This is a genomic window from Nocardia bovistercoris, from assembly GCF_015674855.1.
Classification (GTDB): Bacteria; Actinomycetota; Actinomycetes; order Mycobacteriales; family Mycobacteriaceae; genus Nocardia; species Nocardia bovistercoris.
In genome coordinates this window covers 47,141-59,651 of sequence record NZ_JADMLG010000027.1, presented here as the reverse complement: position 1 = coordinate 59,651, position 12,511 = coordinate 47,141, and the positions used below count along the sequence as shown (strand labels likewise).

Annotated in this window: 13 protein-coding genes; 10 read left to right on the top strand and 3 right to left on the bottom strand. The window is 68.6% G+C overall.

Features of this window, described 5'->3' with window-relative positions; all coding sequences use genetic code 11:
- The first annotated feature begins 1 nt into the window (after nt 1).
- The 6 genes from IT779_RS35875 to IT779_RS35850 all read left to right on the top strand — a co-directional run bounded on the left by IT779_RS35875 (nt 2) and on the right by IT779_RS35850 (nt 5,575).
- Nucleotides 2-769 (top strand): gamma-glutamyl-gamma-aminobutyrate hydrolase family protein, encoded by a 768-nt coding sequence (locus IT779_RS35875; RefSeq protein WP_332839114.1) that lies wholly within the window; start codon nt 2-4, stop codon nt 767-769.
- A 259-nt stretch (nt 770-1,028) separates the two neighbouring features.
- Nucleotides 1,029-2,393, top strand: coding sequence for an aldehyde dehydrogenase family protein (locus IT779_RS35870; protein WP_332839113.1), 1,365 nt, complete (start codon nt 1,029-1,031; stop codon nt 2,391-2,393).
- Nucleotides 2,390-2,605: a hypothetical protein gene (locus tag IT779_RS35865; protein ID WP_196153947.1), complete on the top strand. Its 216-nt coding sequence runs from the start codon at nt 2,390-2,392 to the stop codon at nt 2,603-2,605. The genes IT779_RS35870 and IT779_RS35865 overlap by 4 nt, the downstream gene beginning before the upstream one ends.
- Before the next feature lie 122 nt (nt 2,606-2,727).
- Entirely contained in the window at nt 2,728-3,492 is a 765-nt protein-coding gene (locus tag IT779_RS35860; RefSeq protein ID WP_196153946.1) for a 3-oxoacyl-ACP reductase, read from the top strand.
- 244 nt (nt 3,493-3,736) lie between these two features.
- Entirely contained in the window at nt 3,737-5,086 is a 1,350-nt protein-coding gene (locus tag IT779_RS35855) for an MFS transporter (RefSeq protein ID WP_196153945.1), read from the top strand.
- A 138-nt stretch (nt 5,087-5,224) separates the two neighbouring features.
- Nucleotides 5,225-5,575 (top strand): ribosomal subunit interface protein, encoded by a 351-nt coding sequence (locus tag IT779_RS35850; RefSeq protein ID WP_196153944.1) that lies wholly within the window; start codon nt 5,225-5,227, stop codon nt 5,573-5,575.
- Between the two features lie 10 nt (nt 5,576-5,585).
- On the opposite strand, the gene IT779_RS35845 is transcribed toward IT779_RS35850, so the two are convergent.
- On the bottom strand, nt 5,586-6,017 hold the full coding sequence (locus tag IT779_RS35845) for a hypothetical protein (RefSeq protein WP_196153943.1): 432 nt from the start codon (nt 6,015-6,017) through the stop codon (nt 5,586-5,588).
- 377 nt (nt 6,018-6,394) lie between these two features.
- Here IT779_RS35845 and IT779_RS35840 point away from each other — a divergent pair, with 377 nt between their 5' ends.
- Nucleotides 6,395-7,249, top strand: a complete 855-nt coding sequence (locus tag IT779_RS35840; protein ID WP_196153942.1) for a cyclopropane mycolic acid synthase family methyltransferase — start codon at nt 6,395-6,397, stop codon at nt 7,247-7,249.
- Between the two features lie 147 nt (nt 7,250-7,396).
- Here the strand turns inward: IT779_RS35840 and IT779_RS35835 are convergent, their stop codons facing one another.
- Both IT779_RS35835 and IT779_RS35830 read right to left on the bottom strand, forming a co-directional pair.
- Complete coding sequence (locus IT779_RS35835) at nt 7,397-8,086, bottom strand: hypothetical protein (RefSeq protein ID WP_196153941.1); 690 nt, start codon at nt 8,084-8,086, stop codon at nt 7,397-7,399.
- A 265-nt stretch (nt 8,087-8,351) separates the two neighbouring features.
- The gene (locus IT779_RS35830; RefSeq protein ID WP_196153940.1) at nt 8,352-9,101 is read right to left on the bottom strand and encodes an SDR family oxidoreductase; all 750 of its coding nucleotides are present in this window, start codon (nt 9,099-9,101) and stop codon (nt 8,352-8,354) included.
- A 62-nt stretch (nt 9,102-9,163) separates the two neighbouring features.
- Here IT779_RS35830 and IT779_RS35825 point away from each other — a divergent pair, with 62 nt between their 5' ends.
- The 3 genes from IT779_RS35825 to IT779_RS35815 all read left to right on the top strand — a co-directional run bounded on the left by IT779_RS35825 (nt 9,164) and on the right by IT779_RS35815 (nt 12,370).
- The gene (locus IT779_RS35825; protein WP_332839112.1) at nt 9,164-9,733 is read left to right on the top strand and encodes a sigma-70 family RNA polymerase sigma factor; all 570 of its coding nucleotides are present in this window, start codon (nt 9,164-9,166) and stop codon (nt 9,731-9,733) included.
- Nucleotides 9,734-10,113: 380 nt separating this feature from the next.
- On the top strand, nt 10,114-11,145 hold the full coding sequence (locus tag IT779_RS35820; protein WP_196153939.1) for an N-acetylmuramoyl-L-alanine amidase: 1,032 nt from the start codon (nt 10,114-10,116) through the stop codon (nt 11,143-11,145).
- Between the two features lie 178 nt (nt 11,146-11,323).
- Nucleotides 11,324-12,370, top strand: a complete 1,047-nt coding sequence (locus IT779_RS35815; protein ID WP_408637830.1) for a CobW family GTP-binding protein — start codon at nt 11,324-11,326, stop codon at nt 12,368-12,370.
- Nucleotides 12,371-12,511: the final 141 nt, after the last annotated feature.

Sequence of the window (12,511 nt, the reverse complement as noted above, 5' to 3'; positions counted from 1 at the left end):
AGTGCCGATTGTCGCCGCCGGAATCCGCCCGCTGATCGGCCTGCCCACCTACATGGAACAGGCCTCCTTCGGATCGTGGAACGTGCCGAGCGCGGTCCTGCACCGCGAGTACCCGGCGATGGTGGCGCGCGCGGGCGGCATCCCGGTACTCCTGCCGCCGGTCGGCGTCGCCGGGCCCGAACTGATCGCCCGACTGGACGGCCTGCTGCTCACCGGCGGCGCCGACATCGACCCGGCCCGCTACGGCGGCGCGCCGGAGCCCTCGCTCGGCTACACCCGCCCCGATCGCGACGACTCCGAATTCGAACTCTTCCGCCTGGCCCGCGCCGCCGGTCTGCCGGTGCTCGCGGTCTGCCGAGGCCTGCAACTGGTCAATGTCGCGCTGGGCGGCACGCTGATCGAGCACCTGCCCGACGTGGTCGGTCACGAGCGGCACTCCGGCGGTCCCGGCTCGTTCACCGAGGTCGAGGTGCGCACCACGCCGGGCAGCGCGATCGCGGGGATTCTGGGCCCGCGGGTCGCCGCGCGCTGTCACCACCATCAGGCTGTGGCCGAGCTCGGACACGAACTCGTCGCGACCGCGCACGCCACCGACGGCACCGTCGAAGCCGTAGAGACCGGGTCGGGGCCGTTCCTGATCGGCGTGCAGTGGCATCCCGAGGCCGACGCGGCCGACGACCGGCTGGTGCGGGCGCTGGTCGCCGTGGCGTCCGAGAAGGCGCCGACTGTCGGGAAGGCGCTCGCCGCTGTGAAGGACCAGCCGCTGTGAAGGACCAGCCGCTGTGAAGGACCAGCCGCTGTGAAGGTGCCAGCCGCTGTGGAGGTGCCGGTGGCTGTGAAGGTGCCGACTGTTGGGAAGGCGCTCGCCGCAGCGAAGGACCGGCCGCTATGAAGGTCACGGCCGCCGAGAGTGTGCCGGTGGCTGTGGAGGTGCCGGTGGCTGAGATGGTGCCGGTTGTCGGGAAGGGCTCGGCAGCCGAGGGGGAGTCGCTTTCGGAGAAGGCGGGGGATGGAGAGGAGCGAGTTCGGTGACGTCGGTACGGAAGCACGCGGTGATCGATCCCGCCACCGAGAAGGTGATCGCGGAGGTGGAACTCGCCGACGAGGCGGCGGCTGACGCCGCGATCGAACGCGCGCGTGCGGCCGCGCCGGGGTGGGCGGCGGTGGCGCCGGGTGATCGGGCGCGGCTGCTGCGGCGCTTCGCCGAACAGGTCGACGCCGATCTCGATGAGCTGGCTCGGCTCGAGGTCGCCAACGCGGGGCACACCATCGGCAACGCTCGTTGGGAGGCGGGCAATGTCCGCGATGTGCTGCATTACGCGGCTGGAATTCCGGAACGGTTGCTCGGCAGCCAGATTCCGGTGTCGGGCGGAGTGAACATCACGTTCAACGAACCGCTCGGCGTGGTCGGGGTGATCGTGCCGTGGAATTTCCCGATGCCCATCGCGGCCTGGGGCTTCGGGCCCGCGCTCGCCGCGGGCAATACGGTGGTCGTCAAACCGGCGGAAGCGACTCCGCTGACCGCGTTGCGCCTGGCCGAGCTCGCGGCCCGCGCCGGGCTGCCCGACGGTGTGTTCCAGGTCGTGCTCGGTGCGGGCGCGGTGGTCGGGCAGCGCTTCGTCACCCATCCCGCCGTGCGCAAGGTGGTGTTCACCGGTTCCACCGTGGTCGGCAAACAGATCATGGCGGGCTGTGCCGCGCAGGTGAAGCGGGTGACGTTGGAACTCGGCGGCAAGAGCGCCAATATCGTGTTCGCCGACGCGGATCTCGAGCGGGCGGCGGCCACGGCGCCGTACGGCGTCTTCGACAATGCCGGGCAGGACTGTTGCGCGCGGTCGCGAATCCTCGTGCAGCGCGAGGTTTTCGATCGCTTTCTCGAACTTCTGGAGCCTGCGGTGCGTGGGGTGCGGGTCGGCGATCCGAACGACGAGGCCACCGAGATGGGCCCGCTCATCTCGGCCGCGCACCGGGAACGGGTCATGGGCTTCGTGGAGCCGTCGACGGTCGCCTACACCGGCGCGTGCCCCTCGGGGCCGGGTTTCTGGTACCCGCCGACTGTCGTCCTGCCGAACGGCGCGAGCGACCGTGTGCTGACCGAGGAGGTGTTCGGCCCGGTCGTCGCCGTGCTGCCCTTCGAGGACGAGGCGGACGCCGTGCGGATCGCCAACGCCACCGACTACGGGCTGTCGGGGTCGATCTGGACTTCCGATGTCGGTCGGGCGCTGCGGGTTTCGCGCGCGGTCGAGGCCGGGAATCTGTCGGTCAACTCGCATTCGTCGGTGCGGTACTGGACACCGTTCGGCGGATTCAAACAGTCCGGACTCGGTCGCGAACTCGGCCCGGACGCGGCGTCGGCCTTCACCGAGACCAAGAACGTCTTCATCGCCACATGACAAGCCGCGGCGATCTGACCGGACACGGCGTTCCGATCGGGCACGGCGTTCCGATCGGGCACGGCGTTCCGATCGGGCACGGCGTTCCGATCGGGCACGGCGATCCGATCGGGCACGGCGATCTGACCGGGCACGGCGATCTGACCGGGCACGGCGATCTGATCGGGTGCGGCGACCTGGCCGGGCGCCGTCACTCGACCGGACGCGGCTAGCTGCTCGGCTCGCCGCTGCGTGACACAACTGCCATCCGGAGCTCCGTCGAACGAGACCTCGGGCCGACGAGACCTCCATCATCCGACCCCCATCGAGACAGTCCCGCTGAGAAGGAGATGCGTTGCAGCGCTTACAGGATCGAGTCGCCGTCGTGACCGGCGGCGGTAGTGGTATCGGGTTGGCGACCGCGCGGCGGTTCGCGGCCGAGGGCGCGAAGGTGGTCGTCGCCGATATCGACGTCGCTGCGGGCACGGCCGCTGCGGGCGAGGTGGACGGCGGTTTCGTCGAGGTCGACGTCACCGACGAGGAGCAGGTGCGCGCCCTGTTCGACACCGCCGCGCGCACCTACGGCGGTGTCGACATCGCGTTCAACAACGCGGGAATCTCACCGCCGGAGGACGATTCGATCCTCACCACCGGGATCGAGGCGTGGCGGCGGGTGCAGGAGGTCAATCTGACCTCGGTCTACCTGTGCAGCAAGTACGCGATCGAGCGGATGCTGGAGCGCGGGCGCGGCTCGATCGTGAACACCGCGTCCTTCGTCGCGGTCATGGGTGCGGCCACCTCGCAGATCTCTTACACCGCCTCCAAGGGCGGCGTGCTCGCGATGAGTCGCGAACTCGGCGTGCAGTTCGCCAGGCAGGGGATCCGGGTCAACGCGTTGTGTCCGGGGCCGGTGGACACGCCGCTGCTGCGCGAGCTGTTCGCCAAGGATCCCGAGCGGGCCGCGCGGCGCCTCGTGCACATTCCGCTCGGCCGGTTCGCCCGCCCGGAGGAGATCGCGGCGGCGGTGGCCTTCCTCGCCAGCGATGACGCCTCGTTCATCACCGCCTCGCAATTCCTGGTCGACGGCGGCATCTCGGGCGCCTATGTGACGCCAATCTGAAACGGCGGAAATCGCCCCGAAGATCGGTATGTGATCTATTTCACAATGCCCGATGTAATGGCAGGTAGCTCGGGGTGTGCGAAAGGGGTACGTGACGGGTCGATAGTTTGCTGCGGTGAATATCCGGGTATCGGTCCGTTCCGTGCCGGTTCATGAGAATTTCCCGTCCGCTCCGCGAGCCGCGCCGATGGTGGTCCGCCCGGACGGGCCGGACCGTGGGGACGGGCCGGAAGAGGAGACGCGCATGGCCGACAAACCCCCTGACTCCGCACCCCTTCGACCCGCGGTGCTGCGGCGCTCGGTCGCGGCATCGGCCATGGGTAACGCCACCGAATGGTTCGACTACGGCGTGTACGCGGCCACCGCCACCTACCTCACCGACGCGTTCTTCCCCGGCGACCTCGGAACCCTGGGCACCATGCTGGGTTTCGCGGTGTCGTTCCTGCTGCGTCCGCTCGGCGGCATGGTCTGGGGCCCGCTGGGCGATCGCGTCGGCCGAAAAGCGGTGCTGGCCACCACGATTCTGCTCATGGCCGCGGCCACCGGCGCCATCGGCATCCTGCCCGCGCACTCCAGCATCGGTGTCGCCGCGCCCATTCTGCTGATCCTGCTCCGGGTCGTGCAGGGCTTCTCCACCGGCGGCGAATACGGCGGCGCGGCAACCTATCTCGCCGAATGTTCGACCGACCGCAAACGCGGATTCTTCGGCAGCTTCCTGGAATTCGGCACCATGGCCGGATTCGTGGGCGGTACGGCGGTGGTGCTGGTCTGCCAGCTCGCGTTCGGATCGGAGGCGATGCACGACTGGGGCTGGCGCATCCCCTTCCTGCTCGCCGTGCCGCTCGGCCTCACCGGCTGGTATCTGCGTGCGCGACTGGACGAATCGCCGGTCTTCGAGGAGATCGCCGACGAGGAGAAGTCCAAGGGCGGCCTGATCGAGCTGATCACCACCTACCGCCGCGAGATCCTCACCCTCGGCGGACTCGTGGTCGCGCTCAACGTGGTGAACTACACCCTGCTCACCTACCAGCCGACCTACTTGCAGAACACCATCGGCATGGGGGAGTCGACGACCACGGCCATGATGCTGATCGGCCAGCTCGTGATGATGCTGGTGCTGCCGTTCTTCGGCGGCGTCTCCGATCGCGTCGGGCGCCGCCCGATGTGGCTGATCTCACTGGTCGGGCTCACGGTACTCGCGGTGCCCATGTACTGGCTGATGGGGCAGGGCACCTTATGGGCCATCGCGGGCTTCGTCGTGCTCGGCCTGCTCTACGTACCCCAATTGTCCACCATCAGTTCGACTTTCCCGGCGATCTTCCCGACCCACGTCCGCTACGCCGGGTTCGCCCTCGGCTACAACGTGTCCACCGCGCTGTTCGGCGGCACCGCGCCACTGGTCAACGAGGCGGTCATCGAGGCCACCGGCTGGACGCTGTTCCCCGCGGTCTACATGGTCGGCGCCTCGCTCGTCGGGCTGGTCGCGTGGTCGTTCCTGCGGGAGACGGCGGGCGCGTCACTGCGCGGCACGACGGTGCCCGATGCCGATGCCGATGCCGACGCACCGCCACTGTCGGCGAAGGTCGCCACCTGACGGATTCGGCTCGAAGCCGTCGGGTTCGAATATCCCGGAAACGGGTATCGTCGAAATCGCGGAAAGATTGCCATGGAAATCGATCTTCGCGATTTTCGGATATCGCGAACCGATCGCCCGGACGGAATGGAGACGCGCGTGCAGATTCAGATCAACACCGACAGCAATATCGACGGCGGCGAAGACCTGATTCGGCGGGCGTCCGACCGGATCTCCGGCATCCTGGAACGCTTCGAATCGCAACTCACCAGGATCGAAGCGCACCTCAGCGATCAGAACGCCCACAAGGGCGGTCCCGAGGACAAGCAGTGCGTCCTCGAGGCGCGCCCGAACGGGCAACCGCCGGTCGCGGTGACGCACCGCGCCGAGACCGTGGAGGACGCCTACACCGGCGCCGCCGACAGCATGGCGAATCTGCTGGACAGCCGGTTCGGGCGTCTGCATCAGACCAAGGGCGGCGAATCCATCCGGCATCTGCCGGTCGAATGAGCGGATCCGGTCATCGATTGTCCTGGAGGAGTCCGTAATCGATGAAGATCTCCGCGGCGGTCGCGGCGTCGTAGGCGGGTTCGGCGATCGCGCGCGGATCGGGCCAGCGGTCGGCGATGATCAGGCCACCCGCGCGCACCGTCGCCGAATAGCTCTCGGCGACAAGGGTGACCGGGTAGGTGGGCCAGAACGACACCGCGCCGGTGTCCTTGTCGATGACGTACACCGATCCGCCGACGGTCGGCGGCGGGAGGACCCGAGGGTCGGCGGCGGGCGTGCCTCGGACGCCGATCACCGTGAATCCGGTGTCGAATTCCGTGATGACGCGCGTTATCCCGGCCGCGCGGTCACCGGGTTCGGACAGGTGCCGATCGACTATGCGCCGGGCCAGGTCGAGGTCGACCGGGCCCGACACATCGGTCGGATAGGCGTGGACGTACATGTTGCCCCTTTCGCTGGGCCCCTGCCTACCACCGATACGCCGCACGCGGAAGGCGATGGCGGCGAATTCCGGGATCGGTGACCAAAGGCCCTACGGTGCGCAGCGGGTCGTTGGCCCCGGCGGGCGTCCTGCTCCCCCCTCCTGGGGCAGGCTCCGCCGGGGTTGGGAAAACCATGCCCCGGGTACCTTGACAGGGCCTTAAAGAGGGCTTAAGGGCGTCGGGCGCCCGCGCGGGCGGCGATATGTCGCTATTGTGTGTGTTCACAGGCCGAATCGGGTCCGGTGGATCAGAAATTCCGGATTTCCAGGGGAAATTCGAACCGAGCGAGGCGCTGATTCGTACCATCTTGTAGTCCATCACAAGCGAGGAGCCTCTTATGGCCGCTTTGAAACCGTTCTACAAGGATGTGCAATCCCACTACGACCTGTCCGACGAGTTCTACCGGCTTTTCCTCGACCCCTCCATGACCTACAGCTGCGCGTACTTCGAGCGACCCGAGATGACGCTCGAGCAGGCGCAGCTCGCCAAGGTCGACCTCGCGCTCGGCAAACTGGACCTACGGCCGGGCATGACCCTGCTCGACATCGGATGCGGTTGGGGCTCAACGCTTTTCCGTGCAGCCGAACGATACGGCGTGCGTGCCGTCGGGCTCACGCTGAGCCGTAATCAGCACGATCACGTGCGCGCCGAGATCGACCGGCGCGGCCTCGACGCGCAGGTGCGGTTGCAGGGCTGGGAGGAATTCGACGGCCGCGCCGACGCCATCGTGAGTATCGGTGCGTTCGAACATTTCCGGCACGAGCGCTACCCGGACTTCTTCCGCCGGTGTCGTGCGATCCTGCCGTCGGGCGGACGAATGTTGTTGCACACCATCATCGGTAATTCCCTCGAGGATATGCGCCGCCTGAATATCACGGTGACTCGCGAGGACGCGCTGTTCCACATCTTCGTCAAGCGGGAGATCTTTCCCGGCGGACAGCTGCCGCAAGCTGCCGAGGTCACCACCCTCGCCACGGGCGCGGGCTTCGAAGTCGAACGGGTGCAAGCACTTCAGCAGCACTACGCGCAGACCCTCGACCTGTGGGCGCTGGCGCTGACCGAGCGCCGCGCCGAAGCCGTCGCGCTGACCTCCGAACAGGTCTACGACCGCTACCTGCGCTACATCACCGGCTGCGCCGATCGGTTCCGGCGCGGCATGCTCGACGTCATGCAGTTCACGCTGACCGCCTAGTGCTCCCGGGTCGGTGACCTCGGCGACCGGAGAGCCCGCATAGTTCTGCACCGCGATGCGGATGCGGGGAACCGTGACGAGGAGCCCAGACGCCCCGATGCCCGGTGCGCAGCGCACCGGGCATCGGGGAGAGCGGACAGGCCGGGCTCAGGCGCCGTAGACCGCGCTGAAGAACTGGATCGCGCTGGCAACGCCGACCGGCACGCCGACGAGAAGCATGCCCGCGGCCGCGCCGAGGGTGATGCCGACGCCCGCACCGGCCAGGCACAGGCCGATCGGTCCGGCGAAGAAGGTCGGAACGACCAGTGGCGCGCCGATGATCGCACCCGCCACGCAGCCGAGGACACCGCCGATCAGGGTGCCGACGAGGGTGCCGACACCGGTCGCGAGGCCGAACTGGGTGGCGGCCGTGCTCAGCGAGGTATTGAAGTCGGCGCCGACGGTCTGCGCGTCGACCGGCTGCAACATGGTCGCCGGACGGGCGTCGGCCGGATTCGTGCTCGGGGTGAATGTCGCCGTATTTCCCTCGACCTGGGCGGCGATCGGCCATTCCATGCCGTCTTTGAGATAGGTCAGCGGCATTCCGGCTACCAGATTGCCCTGGCCGTCGAGTACCTGGAACTGGGTTCCCTGCGTGGTGAGCGAACCGGCGTCGGTCTTCAGGACGACCGAGTTGTCCACGATATTGGCGGTGTAGTGGATGCCGGGCAGAATATCGGTCTGGATGGTGGTGCCGGGCGCCGGAGCGGGCGCGGGCGCCGCGTAGGCGGTCGCACTCGAGATGCCGACCGCCGCGATGAGCAGGGCAGACGTTGCAGCGATTTTCTTGATCTTCATCAGCTTCGAACACTTTCCTCAGCGGTCGCCTTCGGGCCTCGAGGTGGCTCCAGCCGGCGCGGTTCACATCGGCGAACCTGTCAAAAGGCTGAACTCAGTCTATTACGAAGAGGTAACATAACCCGCAAATAAAGTGTCAAATTGAAGTGAACCATGTTATGAAAGCGTAAATTCGGACATTTGGCTAACTTTCAGCTTCCAATATGTGACGGGGATAACGCCATCGGCGGCCAGCGCGAGCGGCGATTATGCGGGAAGGGTGCTGTCAACTGATCCGTGCGACGACGGCGCCGGGAAGTAGCGGCAGGACGATATCGAGCGCCCGCCACGGCCACGCGGGCACGCACGCGCGGGTCCGCTCCTTCTCGATGGCGCCGACCATTGCCGCCACACCCTTGTCCAGCGGCGCGACGAGCCGGGTGGCGCCCGAGGTCGCGGACATATCGGTGGCGATGAAACCGGGCAGCAGGGTCGTCACCGCGATCGGCGTGCGCGCCGTCTCCACCGCCAGCGCCTCGCCGAGGGCAGCGAGACCGGCCTTGCTCGCCGAATAGGCGGCCTTCTTGCCAGGTAGGCCGCGCACCGCGCTCATCGAGGAGACCAGCACCAGATGCCCCGCGCGCCGCTCGCGGAAGATGGCCATGGCGGCCTCTACCTGGGCCAGGGCGCCGACGAAATTCGTGGCGGCGGTCGCGAGATTGGCCTCGGCGCGTCCGGTGCCGATCTTCGCGCCCTTGCCGATGCCCGCGTTGACGATCACCCGGTCCAAGTCGCCGAGTTCGTCGCGCAGTTCGCCGAAGACCCTCGGCACCGCCGCGTGGTCGTCGACGTCGAGCGCGCGCACCGCCACCGTGATCCCCGGATGCGCGGCCAGCAGTTCCGCACGCAACTCCTCGAGCAGTTCGACCCGTCGTGCGCACAGGGCAAGGTCACGGCCGCGAGCGGCGAAATCGCGCGCCATCGCGGCGCCGAGTCCGGCGCTGGCTCCCGTGATCAGAATCTTGGTCCTCGTCATGAGGTGACGATAAATCCGCGCGCGAGGATGTCATTCGGCGGGCTCGCCGCGATAACCCTTATGTGAGATGTGATCGGCCGGTCACCGCGCGCACGCGCCCGACCTGCGGCGTGTCCTGTGCCGGACTGTGCACCGACGGCGGTATCGCCGCGGTGCTCGCCGCCGACCGCGCGCTGCTGTACTGGCGCGCCATGCGCGGACTCGGCGACAGCGGCCTGGCCGAACAGGTGGTCCAGGAGACGTTGCTGCGGGCCTGGCGCTCCTGTGACCGGTTCGACTCCGGCAAGGGTTCGGTGCGCGCCTGGCTGCTGCGCATCGAACGCAATGTGCTGATCGATCTGGCGCGGGCGCGGGCCGCGCGGCCGGGTGAGGTCGGCTGGGACGATTCGCGCGAAACAGCGGAATCACGGTGCGTGAGTCCCGATTTCGCCGACAGCCTGTGCGACGGACTGCTGGTCGCCGACCTGCTCGCGGCGCTGCCGGGGCCGCAACGCGCGGCGGTGGTCGAAGTGGTCATGCGTGACCGGGCCTATCAGGAGGTCGCCGACGACCTCGGCGTGCCGGTCGGCACCGTGAAGACGCGGGTGCACTACGCCCTGCGCTCGCTGCGCAAGCTGCCGCGCGGGGCCTGAACGGTTCCCCTCGACTGACCCTGCCGTATCGACTGACCCTGCCGTATCGACTGACCGCTGCCGTGCTTGGCGGGTGTCGATGGTTCCGCGTGCGATCCCTGGACCGGGACAGACCGCCCACTCCGGTCGCCGAACAGGCATTTCGGACCGGCCACCGGGCGCGAGATCGGCGGCCGCGCTCGGGCGTCGCGCACCCGCGGCAGGGCGATGGAGATCTCGGTGGCGGCGGCTGATCTGGCGCGATGCGGTCCGGGAAAGGTGGCGTAACATCTCGGCAACGTGGCTTGCGCGGCCGAGACGGCGTTGCCAGAGTTAACCACTGGGTTTGGTGTTACTAGTGAGAAGGGAGTGGCGTCCCGTTCCGGGCGCCGAGACCGCACATGAAGCCAACCATCATCAAGACCGGTCTGCGCGCCGCCCTCGCCGCGGCGGTGGTCGTGAGCGTGTCGGCGGTGGCGCCCGCCGCCGTCTTCGCCGACCCGGTCCCGCCGGACGTCGCGAACAAACTCGCGGGCCGCACCGTCTTCGTCGACCCGGGGCACCAGGGGACCGGTCACGGCGAGAACCTGTCCCGCCAGGTCGACAACGGACGCGGCGGCGCCAAGGACTGCCAGACCACCGGCATGACCTCGCTCAACGGCATTCCCGAGCACACGATCAACTGGAACGTCGCGCAACTGGTCAAGACCGCGCTGGAGAGCCTCGGCGCGCGGGTGGTGCTCAGCAGGCCCGACGACACCGGCTGGGGCGGCTGCGTCGACGACCGCGCGCGGGCCGCGAACGCCTCGGGCGCGGCCGTCGCGGTCAGCATCCACGCCGACGGCGCGCCCGCAGGCGCGCGCGGTTTCCACCTGATCGTCCCGCAACTCCCGATCCCGGACGCCGTCGCGGACCGGGTGCAGTCCACCGAGGGACTCGCCGCCACCAAAGCGGTGCGCGACGCCTACGTCCAGGCCGGATTCCAGCCCGCGAACTACGCGGGCGTGCAGGACGGACTCCAGACCAGGGCCGATATCGCCGGTCCCGCGCTCACCAGGGTGCCCGGCGTCTTCGTCGAGATGGGCAACGGCGGCGACCCGCAGGACGCGGCGGTGCTGGAATCGCCCGACGGCCAACTGAAGCACGCCGTCGCCATCACCACCGGACTGGTCGGCTACCTGCTCTCGGCCAACCCCGCGGGCACGACCGGTTCGGCGCCCGACCGCCCCGCCACCGCACCCGACCCGGCGGCCCCGAAGTCGCCCGCCCCGTCCACGCCGAGCCCCGAGGACGGCGGCGACCTCGTCGCCATGGTCACCAGACTGCTGTCCCCGCTGACCAGGGCGCTCGGCATCGACGACACCATGCTCACCACCCAACTGATCAACATGGTCTACAGCCTCGCAGGCATGCTGTCCCGCCCCACCGGATAGCGCCCGAGTCGCGCCGTCGGACACCGAGGGCGGACACGCGGAGCCGGGCACCGCCGCCACGGTGTCCGGCTCCGCGCCGTCCGGGGATCCTCGCGGATTCGCCGTTTTCGGAGGTGTCCGGTCACCGCGCGGCGCCACAGCCTCGCGCTTGGAAGTCTTCGCCGCGCCCCCGACTAGGGTGGTCCGGGTGGCCGAGCGGATTCCTGTTCTCATCGTGGCCGGATTTCTCGGATCCGGGAAGACGACGCTGCTCAACCATCTGCTGCGCGACAATCGCGGCACTCGGATCGGGGTGGTGGTCAACGACTTCGGGGCCGTCAACATCGACGCGATGCTGGTCGCCGGGCAGGTGGACGCGACGGTCTCGCTGAGCAACGGATGTGTGTGCTGCGCGGTGGACATCGGCGAACTCGACGAGATGTTCGCCCGCCTCGCCCATCCCAAGTCGCGCATCGACGTGATCGTCGTCGAGGCCAGCGGCCTTGCCGAGCCGCGCAATCTGATCAGGATGGTGATCGGCAGCGACAATCCGCGCATCCGCTACGGCGGACTCGTGGAAGTGGTCGACGCCGAACAGTTTCCGGAGAGCGTGCGTCGCCATCCGGAACTGGCGACCCACCTGCGGCTCGCGGATCTGGTGGTGCTCAACAAGGCCGACCGCCCCGGCGCCGCCGAACTCGACCGGTTGCGCGCCGAGATCGGCGAAATCGTCGGGCAGGCGCCGGTATACGCGACCACGCACGGCCGCATCGACCCCGGTCTGCTGTTCGACGAGCCGCTGCGCGCCGCGCCGACCGTGGCCGAGCAGCTGAGTTTCGACGCGTTGCTCACCGAACACGACCACGACGGGGAGCACAGCGGGCACCGGCATCTGCACGACGACTACACGAGCGTGTCTTTCACCAGCGACCGCGAACTGGACCCGCGCCGCTTCGTCGGATTCCTGGAGGATCCGCCGCCGGGCTTGTTCCGTGCCAAAGGTTTCGCGGCCTTCGGCGTCGCCGAGGAGCGGCGCAAGTTCGTATTCCACATGGTCGGTCGCCATATCGTGTTCGAGCCGAGCGCCTGGGGGCGCGGTGAGGCGCGCGCCAGCAGCCTGGTCCTGATCGGCGCCGGACTGGAGCCGGAGTCGACGCTGCGGCGGTTGCACGAGACCGTGCACACCGGTGCGGACGGTCTCGATCCGCAGGCCATGCTCGGGGTGTGGCGGTACACGCCGCACTGAACGACGCGCGCGAGGCACATTGGCGCGTTTGCGCCGAAGCCGGCGCGTTCGGTGCTTGGCCCGCCGCGGGTGGCGGACAAGACTGTGATGAGGCCCGCCGTGTCGGCGTCCCCGCGGTGTGAAAGCGCGGTGCGACGGCCG